General features: G+C 59.2%; 17 protein-coding genes. 10 read left to right on the forward strand and 7 right to left on the reverse strand.

What is annotated here, in order from left to right; all coding sequences use genetic code 11:
* The first annotated feature begins 4 nt into the window (after nt 1-4).
* A complete protein-coding gene (locus tag HCK86_RS20260; protein WP_176086309.1) occupies nt 5-2380 on the forward strand; it encodes a glycoside hydrolase family 31 protein in 2376 nt (791 codons plus the stop codon).
* A gap of 36 nt (nt 2381-2416) precedes the next feature.
* Here the strand turns inward: HCK86_RS20260 and HCK86_RS20265 are convergent, their stop codons facing one another.
* Together HCK86_RS20265 and HCK86_RS20270 are read right to left on the reverse strand one after the other, a co-directional pair.
* Entirely contained in the window at nt 2417-3262 is an 846-nt protein-coding gene (locus HCK86_RS20265; RefSeq protein ID WP_176086310.1) for a hypothetical protein, read from the reverse strand.
* Nucleotides 3263-3574: 312 nt separating this feature from the next.
* The gene (locus HCK86_RS20270; protein WP_176086311.1) at nt 3575-4984 is read right to left on the reverse strand and encodes a hypothetical protein; all 1410 of its coding nucleotides are present in this window, start codon (nt 4982-4984) and stop codon (nt 3575-3577) included.
* 432 nt (nt 4985-5416) lie between these two features.
* Here HCK86_RS20270 and HCK86_RS20275 point away from each other — a divergent pair, with 432 nt between their 5' ends.
* Nucleotides 5417-6847 carry a mannitol dehydrogenase family protein gene (locus HCK86_RS20275; RefSeq protein ID WP_176086312.1) on the forward strand — a complete coding sequence of 477 codons (1431 nt, stop codon included), beginning with the start codon at nt 5417-5419 and terminating at the stop codon, nt 6845-6847.
* A gap of 149 nt (nt 6848-6996) precedes the next feature.
* Here HCK86_RS20275 and HCK86_RS20280 read toward each other — a convergent pair whose 3' ends face one another.
* Nucleotides 6997-7635 (reverse strand): VUT family protein, encoded by a 639-nt coding sequence (locus HCK86_RS20280; RefSeq protein WP_176086313.1) that lies wholly within the window; start codon nt 7633-7635, stop codon nt 6997-6999.
* A 98-nt stretch (nt 7636-7733) separates the two neighbouring features.
* On the reverse strand, nt 7734-8030 hold the full coding sequence (rpmB, locus tag HCK86_RS20285) for a 50S ribosomal protein L28 (RefSeq protein ID WP_176086314.1): 297 nt from the start codon (nt 8028-8030) through the stop codon (nt 7734-7736).
* A gap of 234 nt (nt 8031-8264) precedes the next feature.
* Here rpmB and HCK86_RS20290 point away from each other — a divergent pair, with 234 nt between their 5' ends.
* The 4 genes from HCK86_RS20290 to HCK86_RS20305 all read left to right on the forward strand — a co-directional run bounded on the left by HCK86_RS20290 (nt 8265) and on the right by HCK86_RS20305 (nt 12394).
* The gene (locus HCK86_RS20290) at nt 8265-9044 is read left to right on the forward strand and encodes a DUF3108 domain-containing protein (protein ID WP_176086315.1); all 780 of its coding nucleotides are present in this window, start codon (nt 8265-8267) and stop codon (nt 9042-9044) included.
* Complete coding sequence (locus tag HCK86_RS20295; protein ID WP_176086316.1) at nt 9041-9922, forward strand: EamA family transporter; 882 nt, start codon at nt 9041-9043, stop codon at nt 9920-9922. Before HCK86_RS20290 ends, HCK86_RS20295 begins: the two co-directional genes overlap by 4 nt.
* Nucleotides 9923-10056: 134 nt before the next feature.
* Nucleotides 10057-11199, forward strand: a complete 1143-nt coding sequence (locus tag HCK86_RS20300) for a hypothetical protein (protein WP_176086317.1) — start codon at nt 10057-10059, stop codon at nt 11197-11199.
* A gap of 214 nt (nt 11200-11413) precedes the next feature.
* On the forward strand, nt 11414-12394 hold the full coding sequence (locus HCK86_RS20305; protein ID WP_176086318.1) for a hypothetical protein: 981 nt from the start codon (nt 11414-11416) through the stop codon (nt 12392-12394).
* Nucleotides 12395-12402: 8 nt separating this feature from the next.
* On the opposite strand, the gene HCK86_RS20310 is transcribed toward HCK86_RS20305, so the two are convergent.
* Entirely contained in the window at nt 12403-12834 is a 432-nt protein-coding gene (locus tag HCK86_RS20310; RefSeq protein WP_176086319.1) for a cupin domain-containing protein, read from the reverse strand.
* A 14-nt stretch (nt 12835-12848) separates the two neighbouring features.
* The gene (gene gloB, locus HCK86_RS20315; RefSeq protein ID WP_176086320.1) at nt 12849-13619 is read right to left on the reverse strand and encodes a hydroxyacylglutathione hydrolase; all 771 of its coding nucleotides are present in this window, start codon (nt 13617-13619) and stop codon (nt 12849-12851) included.
* Nucleotides 13620-13704: 85 nt separating this feature from the next.
* Here gloB and HCK86_RS20320 point away from each other — a divergent pair, with 85 nt between their 5' ends.
* The 3 genes from HCK86_RS20320 (at nt 13705) to HCK86_RS20330 (ending at nt 16611) form a co-directional block, all read left to right on the forward strand.
* A complete protein-coding gene (locus HCK86_RS20320; RefSeq protein WP_176086321.1) occupies nt 13705-14454 on the forward strand; it encodes a class I SAM-dependent methyltransferase in 750 nt (249 codons plus the stop codon).
* A 106-nt stretch (nt 14455-14560) separates the two neighbouring features.
* A complete protein-coding gene (hisC, locus tag HCK86_RS20325; protein ID WP_176086322.1) occupies nt 14561-15679 on the forward strand; it encodes a histidinol-phosphate transaminase in 1119 nt (372 codons plus the stop codon).
* A complete protein-coding gene (locus HCK86_RS20330) occupies nt 15676-16611 on the forward strand; it encodes a prephenate/arogenate dehydrogenase family protein (protein WP_176086323.1) in 936 nt (311 codons plus the stop codon). Before hisC ends, HCK86_RS20330 begins: the two co-directional genes overlap by 4 nt.
* 77 nt (nt 16612-16688) lie before the next feature.
* Here the strand turns inward: HCK86_RS20330 and HCK86_RS20335 are convergent, their stop codons facing one another.
* Nucleotides 16689-17687, reverse strand: coding sequence for a DUF2125 domain-containing protein (locus HCK86_RS20335; protein WP_176086324.1), 999 nt, complete (start codon nt 17685-17687; stop codon nt 16689-16691).
* A gap of 45 nt (nt 17688-17732) precedes the next feature.
* Between HCK86_RS20335 and HCK86_RS20340 the strand changes: the two genes are divergently transcribed.
* Nucleotides 17733-18287, forward strand: coding sequence for a gamma-glutamylcyclotransferase (locus tag HCK86_RS20340; protein WP_176086325.1), 555 nt, complete (start codon nt 17733-17735; stop codon nt 18285-18287).
* Nucleotides 18288-18712 lie beyond the last annotated feature (425 nt).

The raw sequence follows: 18712 nt of genomic DNA on the forward strand, positions 1-18712 counted from the left end.
GACAATGCGTACTCTCAAGAACTGGACCCTCTCATCGCGTGACGCTCATGGCGTCACGCTCCTCCTCGATGGCCGCCACAGCCTCGTCATCACCGTCCTGGAAGACGCGCTTTTCCGGGTTTGCCTCAAGAAGGACGGCAACTGGCGTCTCGACCGGACCTGGTCGGTCGCTCCGGAAGAGGATGTGGCTTTTGAAGGCCGTTCGCGTGATGACCTGTCAGGCTTCACCCTGCCCGACTTCACCGTGGAAGACGGCGAGAGCCTGACGCTTGCAACCGAAACGCTGCGGCTGTCGATCGCCAATCCGCTGACCATGCGCTGGGAAGCCAGGCAGGCTGATGGCAGCTTTGCGCTTCTCGCCGAAGAGCGCCCGACCGGCGCCTACATGCTCGGCATTCGCGATCACCGCGCCAGCCATTTCCTGCTGCGCAAGCCGGGCGAACGCGTCTACGGGCTCGGCGAGAAATCCGGTGATCTGGAACGCTCCGGCCGCCGCTACGAAATGCGCAATCTCGACGCCATGGGCTATAATGCCAGGTCGACGGACCCGCTCTACAAGCATCTGCCCGTCACCTTCACCGTGACGCCGGATGCCGGCTCATTCTCGGTTTTCTACGACAATCTTGCCACCTGCTGGTTCGATCTCGGCAACGAGCTCGACAATTATCACAAGCCCTTCCGCGCCTATCGCGCGCTTGACGGCGACCTCGATTATTATTTCGCCTTTGCGCCGGATGTACTCGATCTTGTCAAGGGCCATACCAAGCTCACCGGCGGTTCAGCCTTCATGCCGCGCTGGGCGCTCGGCTATTCCGGCTCGACCATGGCCTATACCGACCGGCCGAATGCACAGGAAGAGCTTGAAGGCTTCCTCGCCAAGCTTGCCGAGCATGACATTCCCTGCGACAGCTTTCAGATGTCATCCGGCTACACGTCGATCGGCGCGAAGCGTTATGTCTTCAACTGGAATTACGAGAAATTTCCTGACGTGGAGGCGATGACGAAAAAGTTCGCCGATGCCGGGCTGACACTGATCGCCAATATCAAGCCGGCGCTGCTGCAGGACCACCCACGGTTCACCGAGGCGCTGGATGCCGGCCTGTTCGTGACCGACAGCGAGACCAATTCCTATGCCGATGCGGTCTACTGGGACGACAGCGGTGCCCATCTCGACTTCACCAATCCGGCCACCATCGCCTGGTGGAAGGAAGGCGTGACCGAGCAATTGCTGAAGAAGGGCATTGCCTGCACCTGGAACGACAATAACGAATATGAGATCTGGGACGACGGCGCCCGCTGCCACGGTTTCGGCAACGAGATCCCGATCGCGCTGATCCGTCCGCTCCATTCCATGCTGATGAGCCGCGCTTCGCGCGATGCACAGGTGGCCTTTGCACCGGAGGAACGCCCCTACCTCATCTCGCGCGCCGGCTGCCCCGGGATTCAGCGCTATGTCCAGACCTGGACCGGCGACAATTACACCCGCTGGGATACCGTGCGCTACAATATCCGCATGGGCCTGTCGCTGTCGCTCTCAGGCATCTACAATGTCGGCCATGATGTCGGCGGTTTTTCCGGCCCCAAGCCGGAACCGGAGCTTTTCGTCCGCTGGGTCCAGAACGGCATCTTCCATCCGCGTTTCACCATCCATTCCTGGAATGATGACGGCACGGCCAATGAGGCGTGGATGTATCCCGAGATCCTGCCGCTGATCCGCGACGCGCTGAAATTCCGCTACCGGCTGACGCCCTATCTCTACACGCTGACCTGGCTTGCCACCACGGCGCATGAACCAATGCTGCGTCCGACCTTCCTCGATCATCCGCAGGATGCGAAGACCTTCGCCGAAACGGATGATTTCATGATCGGCCGCGATCTTCTGGTTGCCAATGTGGTGGAAAAGGGTGCCACCGAACGGGTCGTCTACCTGCCCGAGAACGAAACCGGCTGGTGGGATTTCTGGAGCGGCAGCTACCATCGGCCCGGAACCGAGGTCACCCTGCCCGTCACGCTCGAGAGCATGCCGCTCTTTGTCCGCGCCGGCGCGGTGATTACCCTCACGGATGGCGCCGATCGCGCCAGCACCGAGGCCGACAAGAGCCGCACGCTGGCGATCTTCCCGGTACCAGGCGATTTTGCCGCCGAGAGCCTTGCCTTCGAAGATGACGGCCGGACGATCGACTGGCAGCAGGACAAGGCCCGGCGGGTGACCCGTTTCGGCCTGTCCGGCACCGCAGACGGCCTTGCGCTTTCAATCGCAAGCCAGGGTGATTTCCGGCCGGCCTATGAGACCGCCCGCATTCTGCTTCCCGCTGGTGAGACGCGTGCAATCAGCATCAATGGTAAAACCGTTGGCAATGGCGATACGGTCAGCCTTTGAGCGTGGCACCTTGATCCCGGACATCATGGTCCGGGATCACTTTTCCCGCATACGCTGCCTGACCTGCGCTTCGAGATCGAAGCAGTTGGCCCGGTCGGTGTCGGTCATCTTCTGATAGGGGATCTTTTCCAGCATGCTTTCGAAATGACGGCGCTGGTTTTCCGACAGCGGCTTGCCATTCTTCGGGAAGTCCAGCGCATTTTTCATCTCGTTCAGCATCAGCCTGCTGCCGCCAACCTTGTCATTGCGCATGACAATTGCCCAGGTCATTTTCTGATTGGCAATCTCGCGCCCTTCCGCGGCGTTGCTGCTGCGCAGATTTGGGGCTGAGGCCGAGCGCGTCATCGCTGGCTGCGCCGGCCGGCTGGCCAGATTTGGCTCCGAGGCGGAACGCTGCATCGCCGGCTGAGGCCGGCTTGCCGCCGAGGCCGTCGAAGCGGGGATGTGCTGAAGGTTGGGCATGCTGGAAGACAGCCCGCCCTTTGCAAGCGCATCCAGTCTTTTCATCATCAGGTCGCGCTGCTCGGTGAAGATCGCACGCTCGCCGGCAGGAAGCCGGTGCGGATGCATGCTGTTGACGAGAGAGCTGAGCTGCCGGGCGGTTGCCGGGCCCATCGTGCCCCTGCCGGATTCGCTGCGGGCCACAAGCGCCTCCGTAAAGCGCATGGCTTTCGGATAGCTCTCTCCGGGACTGTCCTTGGCGATCTGGCTCGACAGGGAAACCACCTTCTGCCGAATGGCGCTCTGCTGCTTCATCTCAAGCTGCTTTTGCTGCAGATTGGCCAGCGCATCACGGGCAACGGCATTCTGCGCCACAAGGCTCTGCTTCAGCTTGGCGACGTCCTGCCCGCTTTGGGCAGCCCGGCTGGTCACCTTCGCCACAGTTGGCGCCCTCGTGCTGGGACGACTCAATGTATTGGCGATTCTTGTAAAAATACTGTTGAGACTGGTCGCCATCTTATACCTCCTGCACGGCCTGCTTCCGGCATTGATGCTGGACACCGATTTCACACCGGCACTGCAATGATGAAGGGGCCAGACGGCTGCAATCATTATCGCCCACATCAATGAAACTTGCCATTCGCTGACTTCCGGCCGCTGACGCAATTCGCGTAGTTGTTTTGTTATATATGTATCTCGCAGAAACGCCCTCTCTAGAGAAATAGTATTTTCATATACCGCTTGTATTTAATCTTACGTATTTTTAACATTCACATTTTTAATCGACGATTTTAATTTCCCAAACAAATTATTCAAATTGATCTTATCATTTATCCTGCTACGGTATTTTTTGAGCTTGCCAATATTTCCCGCGCCAAACTTCGATGATGGGCGTTCAGTCTGCGTGCTGCTGTTGGCAACCGCTCGCGCGCTATTGCTCTGTCCTTCAGCAAAGACGGATCCAGAAGCACGCTCAGCGCCCGCCTTCCTGCCCGCCACCGCCAGGCTTGAGGGCCCTACCTGCAGCGTCGCCGACATTGGCGCCTCGCGACCCGTTGTTGTCCCCGCAACGCGCGCAGACGGCGTCAGAGGGCCAGCCTCGTCAACGTCACCACCAAGCTGAAAGGCCGGCACCGATGTCCGCCCTGAAGGGCCCCATCGATCGACATTCATGCGCCCATTCTCATCACGCCAGAAGACCGGTGTCTCCTGACTGAAATCATAATCTCCGTGCGCGGCAGCGCCCTGCCCGTCATGGTCGAGGGGCGTTTCGGCGTCGAAGTGATCTTTGGCATCAAAATATATCTCATCATCGTCACCACCTGCGGCTGTCGTCGCCATATCCACGCCCGACATGCCCCTCGGCCCGACCGCACCATGATCGGCCTGGCGCAATCCCTGGTCCTGCACCGAAAGTCCGACAGCAAAGAGCTTGCCGACCAGCTTTATTCCACGCTGAGCCAGCCGCTCGCCTTCATCCGCGCCAAGCCTGACGCCATCGAGCAATGACAGGGCTTGCCCGTAATGGGCAATGGAAGCATCCGGGAGCTTCCCGTCCTGTGCCGCGAAATTGAGTTCCTCCTCGATGTCGCAGCACATTTCGTGCGCACCATTTAGGGGGTCTTCAGCAATGTTCTGGCGCCAGCCCTTCATCTGCTGAGCCCGTTCCGCATCACTGCCGAGCCCGGGGCCCTTGCGCGCCACATCCGTGCTGTCTGGATCTTCTTCAAAGAGTAGGTCAGACAAGGCATCGGGATTTCCCGCCACGACCTGCTGCGGCTGACGGGCAGAATGCCCCGCCGTGGCCGCTGGGTCGGCGTGTCGCTGCGGCGGCTGTGGCCCGGCCTGAGACCGGCGCCGTGCAGGTTCAGCAAAGACACTGTCCTGGCCAGACGGGCCACCCCCGCCTTGCCCTTGCGCGTAACCCTGCTTTTGCTGCTGAATCAGCGCCTCAAGCTCCATCGACAGACGGTGAATGATCTGCTGGAGGGAGAAGAGGTTATGGAGCAGGCTGAGCTCGGGGCATATGAACGACAAAAGTCCCCGCCACAAGGATGGCGCCGGCTCAGGATGCGCAATGAGATAGGCCGGCTGATTCCCTGGCATCAGCGTCACCGGCTGCCCTGGTATCAGCGTCACCGGCTGTCCCGGGATCAGCGTCACTGGCTGCCCCGGCATTGGCCCTGGCGCAGACCTGTTTGCAGCAGGTTGAGCCGACGGGGCCGGGCTATGGCTCCAATCGTAAGCACCAGTCTGAGTACTGGACTGCGTAGTGACAGGATTCATCGTGGTGCTTCCTTAAAAATTGCTACGCTTCAGGTTCAGAGCACACCCTTATTAGTCGCCGCCACCTATCAGCTGGGCTGATATAATTCCGCTGTATTGTGTAAAGATAAATTCGTTTTTCCTGAAATTCGCCCGGCTGAGGACCACGCGGCCTTCCCGCCGCGTCCAGCTCTTGCTATTTGTCAGTTTTTCTGGCACCCGCTGAGCGCAGACTGATGTCCAGCTATGCCGATAGCGGGGACGCCTGCAGCGGAGCTGCACCAGCCGCCAATCCTGACGGACCTCAAATCAACCCGGCGGAGACCGACCATGACGGTTCAGAAAATTGCCTCAGACTATGATCGCGCGACGCTCGTCCCGCGCATTCTCCACTTCGGCTTCGGCGCCTTTGGCCGCGCTCACCCGATTGTCTACCTCGAAGACGGCATGAACAAAGCGGGCGGAGACTTCGGCGTGATCGCCGTCCGACTCAATTCGGGCGCGGAAGAACTGACAGCCCTTGATGATGCCGACGGTCTTTACACGGTTGCCGAAGTCGATGGCAGCGGCGTGACCGCGCGCAAGATCGGCGCCGTTATCGGCACCTGTCACCCGCGCCGCGACGGCATCGACACCCTGCTTGGCTATTTTGCCGCCGCGAAAATGGCGATCGTGGCACTGACGATTACCGAGAAAGGCTATTGCATCTCCTCCGGTGCGCTCGATCTCGACAACAAGGGCATCCGGGCAGACCTTGAAACACCGGATCAGCCAAAAACGGCAATCGGTGTCATCGTTGCCGGGCTCGCTCTCAGGCGGCAGAAGGGTCTCGGCGGGCTGACCATCCTTTCCTGTGACAATCTGCCCGACAATGGCCAGCTGGCAAAGATCGCAATTCTGACCTTTGCGGAACGCCTTGATCCGGCACTTGCCGCGTGGATCAGCGAGAACTGCACCTTCCCGGTCACCATGGTCGACCGGATCGTGCCCGCCCTCGACGAACATGGCCGCAAGCTCATTCAGGATCTCAACGACGGCGTCGAAGATCCGAACGGCATTGTCTGCGAACCCTTCCGCCAGTGGGTGATCGAAGATCACTTCGCCGGCGATGTCCCCCCTTATGAGGCAAGCGGGGCGATGCTGGTAGACGACGTCACGCCCTTTGAGATGATGAAGCTCCGGATGCTGAATGGCTCGCACACATTCCTTGCCATGCTGGGCGGGCTTGCCGGCCATGAAACCATCGCCGCCTGCATGGAAGACGGCCTGTTTCGCACGGCGGCACTGACGCTGATGCTGGCCGAACAGCGCCCCACCCTGCCGGACCTGCCCGGCGTCGACACCAATGCCTATGCCACGAGCCTGATCGAGCGCTTCTCGAATCCTGAGCTCAAGCACCGCACCGCCCAGATCGCATGGGATACCAGCCAGAAGCTGCCGCAGCGCATCCTTCAGTCGGTGGTCATCCACCTGGAACGCGGCACGGACTGGAAGCTTCTGGCGCTCACCATCGCTGGCTGGTGCCACTTCCTTGAAGAGGCCGCCGACAAGGGCGCCAAGATAAACGACCATCTGGCCGACCAGTTGCTGACACTGGCGGGGGACTATACCGGCGCCGCTCTGATCGAGCGCCTTGCCGCCATTGAGCAGATTTTCCCGCCGGCGCTTGCCACAAGCCACGCCTTCAAACAGGCGGTGCTGGAAGCCTATGACGCCATCACGGACAAAGGCCCGCGCGGCGCCGTGGAGGCCGCTCTCTAGAGAGCCGTGCATCGATCCGGATGCACAAAGGACGCGCTAGCCCGTTGAATCCACGCATCAAGCGGCTGCTCCTGAAGCGATATTGAAGACAAAAAGAGCGCCTCCAGGGGCGCTCTTTTCATCTGGTTTCAACAGGCAGTCTTTTGCGCTTAGCCGGCGGTCGCCGGCTGCATCGGGCGAATGAAGCTCATCAGCGCCCCATAGGGCAGCAGCATGACGAGCGAGAAGGCGAGTTTGACTGACAGATCGCCCAGCCCCCACGACACCCAGCGCGGTATTTCGGCAACAGGGAAGACGCCGAAAAGCGGCGCAAAACCGAGCGCGAATTCATCATTGGCGCCGAGGAAGCCGAAAATGGCGGCAAAGCTGATCGAGAAGAACAGCACCGTATCAAGGCAGGAGCCGATCACGGACCCCACCAGCGGGGCATGCCACCAGCTTCCGCGCCGCAGCCGGTTGAACAGCGTCACATCGAGCAGCTGACCGACCAGAAAGGCCGTGCCGGAGGCAATCGCAATGCGCGGCACCGAGGCGTAGAAGGAGAAGGCAACACCGACAACAAAGCCGGCGGCCACCACCTTGCGCGCCGCTGAAGGGCCGAAACGGCGATTGGTGAGATCATTCACCAGAAAGGCGAATGGATAGGTGAAAGCCCCCCATGTCAGAAGATCGCTGAGCGAAATTCCGTAAAACATCCCTTCGACCGGATACTGGACGAGGATGTTGGAGGCCAGAACGACGCCTGCCATCAGCAGGCCGAAAATCAGAACGAACGTTGATTGCCGCATTTTTTTATCCTGGGGTATGCCACCAGTTGAAACCAAAGCAAAAGAGCCGCACCGCTTGAGCGGCCGGCTCCCTCTGCACGATAAAGACTGAAATCAGATCAGGCAGCAGCCTGTTCAGCAGTCTTCTTGACGATTTCGCGGCGCAGCAGACGAGCGCGCGTCGAAAGGGTCTTTTCATCAGCCTTGATAAGGAAGGCATCGAGACCACCGCGATGCTCAACCGAACGAAGAGCAGCTGCGGAAATACGCAGACGATAGCTCTGACCGGTGGCTTCGGACATCAGCGTAACCTGGCAGAGGTTCGGAAGGAACTTGCGGCGGGTCTTGTTGTTGGCGTGGCTGACATTGTTGCCGGACTGCACGCCCTTGCCTGTCAATTCGCACGTGCGGGACATGGGTTCACCTATTTTCGTCTGCGCCCGATGGTTCAAAACGAGACAACCTTGCCCCGCGATCCAATTGGCGTGTCATTGGAAAGTTGCGGTTCTATAGTCGCAGGCGAAAAAAAGGTCAAGGCAATGCATCTCTTTTTCGGTGCACGGGACCATTTTGCGCCTGTTTTTTTGCCTTCAGCTGCGACATAAAGGATTGGGACTTACCTTTAAAGAATAGGTTTGCGGGCCGGCGCGATGCTGAAAACGATATATCATACTTTTGTAATTGTTGCATTTTCCTCATTGTTCCTGCCTCAGGCACGGGCACAGGGTGAGGCTCTTCAGACAGATTACACGATCTCATTTTCCGGCATCAAAATCGCTGACGCCAAATTCAAGACCACTTTGAATGGCGATGACTACGCCATCGATGGCCTAGTGCAGGCCAGCGGACTCGGGACATTGATCACATCCCTCAAGGTCGATGCCGAGGTTGAAGGCGCCCTGAAAGACGGCAGGCCCGATTCCAAGAGCTTCAGCCTCAAATATCGCGACGGCGACTATGCGCGCGATTATCTGGCCTATTACCGCAATGGCCGCGTCACGAAAGCGACCATTTCCCCCGACCCTGGACCGCGTGATTCCAACTGGGTGGAGGTCACGAGCCGGCATCTGCGCAACGTTATCGACCCGCTTTCGGCCATGATGCTGCCGGCATCTGCAAATCCCTGCCAGGGTTCTCTGGCCATTTTTGATGGTGAAACCCGCCTTGAACTCAAGCTTGCCCCCGCCGGCAGCCGCCCGTTCTCCACTGATGGCTTTTCCGGCCGTGCGGTTGGCTGCGCCATGCGCTTCCACCCGATTGCCGGCTTTGAGCGCAAGGATGAAGATATCGATTTCCTTGCCCATTCGACCGAGCTCGTCGTCTGGTTCGCCCTCAATGACAGGCTGAATGTCTACGTCCCGGTTCTGGCCCATATCCCGCTCAAGATTGGCCGGATCACCATTTATGCGACGAAGTTCGGCGTTTCATGACACTGGGTGCAACGCTGGTCGGTTTCACCGCAATTATCATGTGGTCGGTCCTGGCGCTGTTTACCGCTGCGTCGGGAACAACCCCACCCTTCCAGCTCTCCGCCATGGCCTTCGCCATCGGATCGCTTCCGGGCATCATTGTTCTGCTGCTCAGGCCGGAACGGCGCGCTTATCTGCGCCAGCCGCGCAAGGTCTGGATAACCGGCATTGCGGGGCTGTTCGGCTATCATTTCCTCTATTTCACAGCACTGCGGAATGCGCCTGCCGTCGATGCCGGGCTGATTGCCTATCTGTGGCCGCTGCTGATCGTGGTCGGCTCGGCGCTCCTGCCGGGTGAGAAGCTCGGTCTGCACCATATCGCCGGCGCCCTGCTGGGCTTTGCCGGAACCGGGCTGCTTGTCACCCGCAATGGCGGCCTCAGCCTCGACAGCAGCTATCTCCTGGGCTATGCCGCCGCCTTTCTCTGCGCCTTCACATGGTCCGGCTATTCACTGGCAACCCGCTCTTTCAACAAGGTTTCGACCGATGTTGTCACCGGATTCTGCCTGGCGACAGCGGTGCTCTCATTGCTTGCCCATATGGCGTTTGAGACGACGGTGTGGCCGACAACCTCCTTCCAGTGGCTCGCAGTGGCCGGGCTTGGCCTGTTTCCAGTCGGACTGGCCTTCTATGCCTGGGATTTCGGCGTCAAGCGCGGCAATATTCAGGCCCTTGGCGCAGCCAGCTATGCCGCACCATTGCTGTCGACCCTGATTCTGATCGCCTTCGGTTTTGCCAGCCCCACCTGGCAGGTGCTGGTCGCCTGCGCGCTCATCACCGGCGGCGCCGTGCTCGCCGCCCGAGAGATGATTTTCTCCCGACGCCCTTCCAGGGGCTAACCGTTACGCCGCACGGACTATGCGCCGGTTTTCGGCGCGGCCCGCCCTTTGCGACAATATCGGGAATTTCGAATTGGTTATAACGCCTGATTGATGCTGTTTTACCGAAAAATGAGCATGAGGAGCGTCGACCGATGACAAATAACAACATCTCGGGCACCAGACACACACCCAGCAAAGCACAGATCGACGACCGGGCTCCAGTAAACACGAAGTCGCAGCGGTCGGAGCTGTTCCGGCCACGGGTACCGAATGTAAATCGGCAAAATCTGACGCCGCTGGATCCTTCCACCCGCGATTCCCTCGGTCAGTATTTCCGACGCGGGCCGGTTGGCGATCTCAAACTGAGCAAGAGCGACACCCTGCTGCGCGACGCCGAGACCCGGTTTGAAACGCTCTGTCGGGCCTTCACGGAATCACCGGATTCCGAAAAGCCAAATATGATCGAGCAGGATCTCGCTTCTGCGACATGGGATCTCACGCGGGCTGCAAAAAGCACAAAGCCGCTGCAACAAGTATTGAGCAGTATCCGCAACATTGAGAGCCCGACGATCAGTGCCAGTGCATTTGACAAGGCCGCCCTGCATTGGGCGGCGGCCGACAGAATGCCATCATTGTCGCCAACCCAGTCCGAGAACCACTATACGCGCTTTGTTGATGCCGCCTCGGGAACGCCCGCCGACAAGCTCACACGGCAGCTCAATTCGGTGGTCGAACTGTTCGGTCATACCAAGCTGCAGCCCATCAAGCTCAAGCAGGCGATCGACACCTTGCTGACGATGCATGACAGCATCCGGGACAATAAGAGCAATTCCGGTCAAGCCGCAGATTTCTCTGCCGGCTTCATTCGCCGGCTGGCCGAAACCATATGTGTTGTGGAGCCCAACGCCAGGGCGAATGTCCGCGAAAAAAACATCGCCCAGGTCGACACGCTGCAAAAGCTCATTCCGCGACTGCCAGCCATCACAAAAATAGACGGTAACGAGATGGCATTCGACGCCTACCGGGCCGTCGCCAAGTCGCTGAGTGAATATGCCAGACGGCGAGGCTCCTCCCCCGACAAGGCGCAGGAACTCAACAAGGCGCTGCAGAAAAGATGCGACGCTTGCAGCCCCGAGGCAGCAAACATGCTGCGCTTTGCGAGCCCGACACCCTGCGAAAGACCGCTGCATGTTTTCACCGCAGCCGGTCGCGAATGGTCCTATCCGGCGCTTGGCCCAAACTTTTCCGGATCCGAACCGGGACGGATCCAGATCGCCATCACCGGGCAGGACTAGCGCATCGGCGATCTGAACGGTCGATCAGAGACTTACACTATCGGCGCCTCACCCTGAAAACCGTCATCCTACGGCAACATTTGAATTTTGAATTTCGCTATACCAGCGAAGCAGTGATCTGTGGGCGCTGATAATAACGCCGAAGGATTGCAAGTTAATGTCGCTATCATCTACTTCCGGATCAGGTATACACAAGAGCCCGATCGTAAGGACCGTGAAGCCGCGGAAAAATCCTGGAAAGCTTTCCGCGGCCCAGACGGCGGCTCAGACTGCGACCCCTCCGTCCTCGCGCTTCATGATGCTCGTGCGCCGCCTCTCCCATCTCGATTTCCGAGATCGCCGGGGCATCGATGTACAGTCGGCGCATGAACGCATCATCTCCGCCGACATCGCCAGGAAATTCTGCCAGGCCCTGTCGAAGATGAAGAGCTTTCCGGAAGCCAGCCGCGTCATGCTGGTTGAAAACACCCTGGCACGGGCAGCACGACATCTTTGCACCGGCGAGAATTCGGAACCTTTGCGCGCCCTCCTGCGGGAGGTTGTCCGGCTGACGGATGCTGAGCTTTGTGAGACTGCATTCCTGAAAATCGTCGAAGCCTGGACGAGCGGACACGACACCCGGTCCCCCTCGACACTGGAATTCACCCTCCAGTTCAACCGCTTTCTTGAGGCCGTCCGCGCTATTCCTGAAGCCAAGATCCGAAATCAGCTCATCTTTCTGGCCGAAAGCCTGTCCGAATACAAGACGACACCGAAGTTGCTGCATCGGGCGGCCAACGCGATTTATCAGACCGAACGCATGCGCGGCAACGTCAAGAGCGAGATCGCCCTTCTGATGGCCTTGGCGCATGCGGCACAGCGCATGAACGGCGCATCCCGGACCGCCGTGGCGAGCATCGTCATACAGGCGCTGCGACCAATCAAGGGGACCGCTCCTCCGGAGGTCTTTGCGCTGTTCAAGGCAGCAAGAGACAGCCTCTACGATTGCGATACCAGCCTGCGAGGGCTGCAATCGGAAATCCTCGAACTCCATGTTCTTCTGGAAGAGGCCGTTCAGGACAGCGACGACAGCGCCCGGATGAAACTGATGTATGGCAGCGAACGCCCGCTGTCATCGGTGATCACACGCCATGACAAGATCCGGGCGAATGCAATCCGCAAGGGCAATCTCCGCCTTCAGTCCTCGATCATCTGATCGGGCGCTCAGGCTGGCCCGCGCGGCGACCAGCCGGGTTCTGCCAACTCAAAATCGGTGAAATCGAAGCCTGGCGCCACCGTGCAGCCGACCAGCGTGAAGTCTCCGAGACTTTCCGCTGCCTGCCAGCAGCCGGCCGGCACGACGGCCTGCGGGCGCTCGCCAGCGGCCAGATCGATGCCCAGCACGAGATCATCATTGATGCCGCCCTTGGCAAAGCGGGACAGAACCAGCGGCGCACCTGCATAAAAGTGCCAGACTTCGCTGGCCGTATGCAGCCGGTGCCAGTGGGAGCGATCACCGTCCTCCAGCAGAAAGTAGATCAGGCTGGAAACGCCACGCTTACTGCCATCGGACAGATCCCGATAGGTTTCCACGTAATAGCCACCTTCCGGATGCCGCTCCATGCCGAGCATAGCAATGATCTCATGCGCATTCATGGCCGCCACTCCGCTCAAAAGCTGTCTTTCTGCCTTCGCATTTCACCGAAAACATCCGCATCCGTTGCCGTTTCCATGGAAAGATGCGCCCGGATGGCCGGGTCGGCAACACGCAGGAACGGATTGGTCTTCTTCTCCAGCCCGAGCGTTGTCGGCGCGGTATATTCACCGGCCTCCCGCAAGGCAGCCACGGCCTCGACCCGCTCCTTCAGCACCGGATTGTCCGGATCGACGCTGAGTGCGAAGCAGCCGTTGGCAAGCGTGTATTCGTGGCCGAAATAGATCTCGGTGTCATCCGGAAGGGTCACGAGCTTGGACAGCGATTGCCACATGTCTGACGCCGGCCGCTCGAACAGCCGCCCGCATCCCATGGCAAAAAGCGTATCGGCGGTAAACAGCAGCTTCTCGCCAGCGAAATGGTAACAAATATGGCCTGCCGTGTGGCCAGGCGTTTCAAACACGGCAACGGGCCGCCCGGCAAATTCCAGTTCGTCCCCTTCACCGACCGCAAGGTCGAGCCCGGGAATAACAAGCGCTTCTTCCACCGGGCCAACGATACGGCAGTCATAACGCGCCTTGAGCGGGAGATTGCCCTCCACATGGTCCTTGTGATGGTGGGTGGTGAAGATATCGGTCAGCTGCCATCCACGACGCTCAAGCTCAGCTGTGATCGCGTCTGCATCCGGTGCATCAATGGCAAGGGTGCGCCCCGTCTCGCCATCATGCAAAAGCACGGCGTAATTATCGGAACGGCAGATGAAGACGGCGATTTCCAATGGGGCCATGATATTTCCTCGTGGTCACTGATTTGACCTGAATGTAGTCACTTCCCCCTTGAAGTCCAACCGACCTCGCGATTAACTCCGCGTCATGAACGCAGACATTGTCGACCTCCGCGCCTTTTATCATTCGACCCTCGGCCGCCTTGCCGCCCAGTCGATCATCGCCGCCATGTCGGCCATCTGGCCAAAACTCCCCGATGAGCGGCTGGTCGGCCTCGGCTATTGCCTTCCCTATCTCGACCGGCTGGGACAGGGAACCGAACGGACCATGTCCTTCATGCCTGCCGCTCAGGGTGCTCTCAACTGGCCCTCGGGTGGACCATCGGCAACGGCGCTCGTTGCGGAAGATGCGCTGCCGCTTCCCGATTCGTCGATCGATCGCTTCTTGATGGTGCATGCGCTCGAATTTTCCGAAAGCCCGGCCGATACGCTTGCCGAGATCTGGCGGGTGCTGGCACCCGGCGGGCGGCTGGTGATCGTGGTGCCGAACCGGCGCGGCGTCTGGGCGCGGCTGGAGCATACGCCGTTCGGCAACGGCCGCCCCTATTCGCGCAGCCAGATCACCGATCTGTTGCGCCAGACCAATTTCACCCCCGGAAGCTTTGCCGAGGCGCTGTTCTTTCCGCCCGCCAAAATCCGCTGGGTCCTCAGGCTGCGCAGCAATTTCGAGCGTCTCGGCCACGCCTTGTGGCCAGCCTTTTCCGGCGTCATCATCGTCGAAGCGCAAAAACGGCTCTATCAGGGGCTTCCAGTGGCACAACGCCAGGCAAAACGCATCTATGTACCGGCCCTTGCCCCGCAGGGCGTGCCGACAACCCGCACAGGTCCGGTAACATAAGCGGTTGCGGACCATTGTCACCTCGACAAACGGCCGCTTCCGCTTTAAACCCTTTTTTCCGTTGAAACCGGCATATCGCCGTTTCTTGTTCGAGGTTTTTGAAAAGATGAGCACCGAGACTTTGAAACCCACGCCCCGCCCTGGCATCATGGACATTGCGATCTACGTTCCGGGCAAGGATCACGCGGAGGGTGTCGCAAAGGTCCATAAGCTCTCTTCCAACGAAACCCCGCTTGGACCGAGCCCCAAGGCCATCGAAGCGATGAAGGCGATCGCCGGCAAGCTGGAGCTTTATCCGGATGGCCAGGCTTCCGAACTGCGGCGGGCGATCAGCAGCAATTACGGCCTCAACTACAACAACATCATCTGCGGCAATGGCTCGGATGAACTTCTGGGCCTGCTCTGCCACGTCTATCTCGGCGAAGGTGATGAAGCGATCATCACCGAACACGGCTTCCTGGTCTACAAGATCCAGATCATGGCCAATGGCGCAACGCCCGTCACCGTGAAGGAAAAGAACGCTGCCGTCGATGTCGACGCTATTCTTGCCGCCGTCACCGAGAAGACAAAAATGGTCTTCCTGGCCAATCCGGGCAATCCTACGGGAACCTATCAGCCGATGTCGGAGATCCGCCGCCTGCAGGCCGCGCTCCCGGCAAATGTCGTTCTCGTGCTGGACGCCGCCTATGCCGAATATGTGCGCCGCAACGATTATGAGGCCGGGATCGAGCTGGTTTCGCAAAGCCACAACACGGTCATGACCCGGACCTTCTCCAAGATCTACGGTCTGGCCGCCTTGCGTGTCGGCTGGCTTTATGGCCCGCTGGACATTGTTCAGGCCCTTGATCGCGTGCGTGGCCCCTTCAACCTGAATGCGCCGGCAATTGCAGCGGCAACCGCCGCCCTCAACGACACGGCCTTCACCGCAAAGGCAGCCGATCACAATGAAAAATGGCGTGCTCTGGTCACGGAGCGGCTGGAGGCGCTGGGCCTCAAGGTCACGCCCTCGGTCACCAATTTCATTCTGATCCATTTTCCCGACGAAGATGGCAAGCGTGCACCCGATGCTGACGCCTATCTGACGTCGAAGGGCTTCATCCTGCGCGCTGTGGCTGGCTATGGCTTCCCCAATGCATTGCGCATGACCATCGGCACCGAAGAAGCCAATCTCGGCGTCATCACAGCACTGGAAGCCTTTCTCGGGCGGAAAGCCGATGCGGCATGAATGATGCAGTTCACTTCGACAGGGTCGCGCTGATCGGCATCGGCCTGATCGGCTCGTCTCTGGCACGCGATATCCGCGCGCTCGGCCTCGCCGATGAAATCATCGTCTCCACCCGTTCGGCCGAAACACTGGCGCGGGCACAGGCGCTTGGCCTTGGTGATCGCTACACCACATCAGCGCTCGAGGCTGTCGAAGGTGCCGATCTGATCATCATCTCGGTTCCGGTCGGTGCTTCCGGTGCGGTTGCGAAGACCATCGCACCGGGCCTGAAACAGGGGGCGATCCTCACCGATGTCGGCTCGACCAAGACATCGGTGGTCTCGCAGATCAGCCCGCATGTGCCGGAAGGGGTTCATTTCATCGCCGGCCATCCGATCGCAGGCACGGAGAAATCCGGTCCCGATGCCGGATTTGAGGGACTGTTTCGCGGCCGCTGGTGCATTCTCACCCCGGAAGAGGGCGCAGATGAAGGCGCGATTGCAAAGCTGACGGCCTTCTGGCAGGCGATCGGCTCCAATGTCGACACCATGCCACCTGCCCATCACGACAAGGTTCTGGCAATCGTTTCGCATCTGCCGCATATCATTGCCTATAATATCGTCGGCACGGCTGCGGATCTGGAAACCGTGACCCAGTCGGAAGTGATCAAGTATTCCGCCTCCGGCTTTCGCGATTTCACCCGTATTGCTGCGTCCGACCCGACCATGTGGCGCGATGTCTGCCTGCACAACAAGGATGCGATCCTGGAAATGCTTGCGCGATTTTCCGAGGATCTGGCCTATCTGCAGCGTGCCATCCGCTGGGGTGAGGGCGACAAGCTGTTCGATCTTTTCACCCGCACCAGAGCGGTCCGCCGTTCGATCATCGAGGCCGGGCAGGATGTCGATACCGCCGACTTTGGCCGGCACGGCGTCGACAAGAAGAACAGCTGAGGCGGACTCCGCGAGACGCTGCCATCACGGAAACTCGGCCGGAAACCCTTGCGGTTCCGGCCGTTTTTCATGGGGCTCTATTTCAGCGGCGGAATTTTTCCGAGCGGGATGAAGCCCATCGAAACCTTGCCGCCATCGACATTGATGCCGATCGTGATGCTCTTGTTGCCCGGCGACAGCGAGCCGGCAAAGCCGACAATCGTGTTGATCACCTGCGCGTAGTCCGGGAAGGCCATCTGTGCCATCTGCCCGGCGACATCGAGCCCCGCGACCTCGAATTTGAAGCGGCCACTCAGGTAACCACTGGTATCGAAGGAGAAGGGCCCGGCGGCGGAAATGTAGGACTCATTGTCGCCAACCGTCAGCTCCACCTGATCGACGACACCGCTCTTGCCCTTGAGCTGCTGGACATTCAGATCGCCGCCCATCAAGGCGCCGCCATCCTTGAGCGAACCGACCAGATTAAGGCTCATCGGTTCCAGAGATCGGGTGCGGTTTCCGGGGCGAACGACGGCACTGTCAACAGACAGTGCCACATCCAGATCGCCATCCTGATTGCGGACCAGGCCCTGAGCCTGTTCAAGCGTCAGCGCGCTCTGATTTCCCGCCGGCATTGAAAGCTGTGTCGACAGGCCGTCGAGACTGAAGGACAGCTGGCGCGGCGCGCTCTTGCCATAGATCATCTTGGTGTCGAAGCTGGTCCATTCGGAACGCAGCAGGAAACCGGCTTCATTCTTCAGTGTCGCCGGCCCCTGGAGATGCGCCATCACCGACCAGGGCGAATAGGCCGGCGCATCGGCGACAAGCTTGGGCAGATCGAAGGTAAAGCGATCATCGCGCTGACGCAGATGCAGGTCATCGCAATAGAAACCGAATTGCAGCGGGAAGCCCTGATAGCCGAGCTTGCCGCATTCCACCATCACATCCTTGGTCTGCGTTCCCTCCAACAGCGTGAATATCCGCGCCTTCACCGTACGGGCAACGTAAAACCAGCCGAGGCCATAGGCCACAATAATAACGACCAGAATAACACCGATAACGCGCAGAAGTTTGCGCGTGCGACTTGACGCTGCCATTCACTTCTCCAATTCTGAAATCATAATGAGGGACTCGCAAAGCATATGGACGAATTTTGGGTATTTGGCTACGGCTCGCTAATGTGGAACCCCGGTTTCGTCAGCGAGCGGCGATCACACGGGCGGCTGACAGGTTATCACCGCAGCCTCTGCGTCTATTCTCATGTCTATCGTGGCACCAGCGAAAAACCCGGTCTTGTTCTGGGACTCGATCGCGGCGGCTATTGCGAAGGGGTTGCCTTTGCTGTTTCGATGAAACGGCAGGACGACGTGATGCAATATCTGCGCGAACGCGAACTTGTGACCGGAGTCTACCGCGAACTCGTATTACCTGTCAGCCTTGAAAATGGACCGATCGTGCCAGCCGTGACTTATGTTGTGGATCTCGCCCACAGCCAGTATGCCGGCAACCTCGACATCGAGACGTCGGCACGGCTGACCGGCAGCGCCGTCGGCCAGGCGGGTTCCAATCGCGACTATGTGAACAACACCCTGCTCCATCTCAAACAGATGGGGATTGAGGACGAGCGGCTGGAGGCTATTGCCGATGCTGTTGCACGGCAAGGCCAGTCCATGCACCCGACCGCCCGGCGCTTCTGATCCCCGGCCACCTTGCCGCCCCACCCCGGACTGACAGGGCGCACGCGACATTCTGACAGACAGCGTTGCGGCATGGATCTTGCCGCGCCGCCCTTGGCTGCGCCCCGATCATGGGCCTTCGCAACGGCCAGCAGCGACATCGTTGGTTCGCCCGAGGTTATGGGCGGAAGCACTGACCGCTTCGATTTCCTGCGTCAAAACAGTAGCATGACGCCTGATTTTATTTATTCTTCAATATTATTGTGCATTGCGATATGCTTCACAAGTGAAGTTCGGCATATACTCAACCATCATCGGGATTTCACTCTCTATAAATACAACGCAAACCGCACAGATTCGGCCATTAATCTGACATTTTCAATTACATTGCATTGTAATTAATATATAATTAACCATACTTGCAATAAGTCATATTTATATTATTA

Origin of the sequence: Martelella sp. HB161492, from assembly GCF_013184775.1 — a bacterium.
Classification (GTDB): domain Bacteria; phylum Pseudomonadota; class Alphaproteobacteria; order Rhizobiales; family Rhizobiaceae; genus Martelella.

Bases quoted from the DNA above. Each gene is read 5' to 3' on its own strand.
- HCK86_RS20260 (WP_176086309.1), top strand. From the start codon at position 5: ATGCGTACTCTCAAGAACTGGACCCTCTCATCGCGTGACGCTCATGGC.
- HCK86_RS20275 (WP_176086312.1), top strand. From the start codon at position 5,417: ATGACGGTTCAGAAAATTGCCTCAGACTATGATCGCGCGACGCTCGTC.
- HCK86_RS20280 (WP_176086313.1), bottom strand. From the start codon at position 7,635: ATGCGGCAATCAACGTTCGTTCTGATTTTCGGCCTGCTGATGGCAGGC.
- rpmB (WP_176086314.1), bottom strand. From the start codon at position 8,030: ATGTCCCGCACGTGCGAATTGACAGGCAAGGGCGTGCAGTCCGGCAAC.
- HCK86_RS20290 (WP_176086315.1), top strand. From the start codon at position 8,265: ATGCTGAAAACGATATATCATACTTTTGTAATTGTTGCATTTTCCTCA.
- HCK86_RS20295 (WP_176086316.1), top strand. From the start codon at position 9,041: ATGACACTGGGTGCAACGCTGGTCGGTTTCACCGCAATTATCATGTGG.
- HCK86_RS20300 (WP_176086317.1), top strand. From the start codon at position 10,057: ATGACAAATAACAACATCTCGGGCACCAGACACACACCCAGCAAAGCA.
- HCK86_RS20310 (WP_176086319.1), bottom strand. From the start codon at position 12,834: ATGAATGCGCATGAGATCATTGCTATGCTCGGCATGGAGCGGCATCCG.
- gloB (WP_176086320.1), bottom strand. From the start codon at position 13,619: ATGGCCCCATTGGAAATCGCCGTCTTCATCTGCCGTTCCGATAATTAC.
- HCK86_RS20320 (WP_176086321.1), top strand. From the start codon at position 13,705: ATGAACGCAGACATTGTCGACCTCCGCGCCTTTTATCATTCGACCCTC.
- hisC (WP_176086322.1), top strand. From the start codon at position 14,561: ATGAGCACCGAGACTTTGAAACCCACGCCCCGCCCTGGCATCATGGAC.
- HCK86_RS20330 (WP_176086323.1), top strand. From the start codon at position 15,676: ATGAATGATGCAGTTCACTTCGACAGGGTCGCGCTGATCGGCATCGGC.
- HCK86_RS20335 (WP_176086324.1), bottom strand. From the start codon at position 17,687: ATGGCAGCGTCAAGTCGCACGCGCAAACTTCTGCGCGTTATCGGTGTT.
- HCK86_RS20340 (WP_176086325.1), top strand. From the start codon at position 17,733: ATGGACGAATTTTGGGTATTTGGCTACGGCTCGCTAATGTGGAACCCC.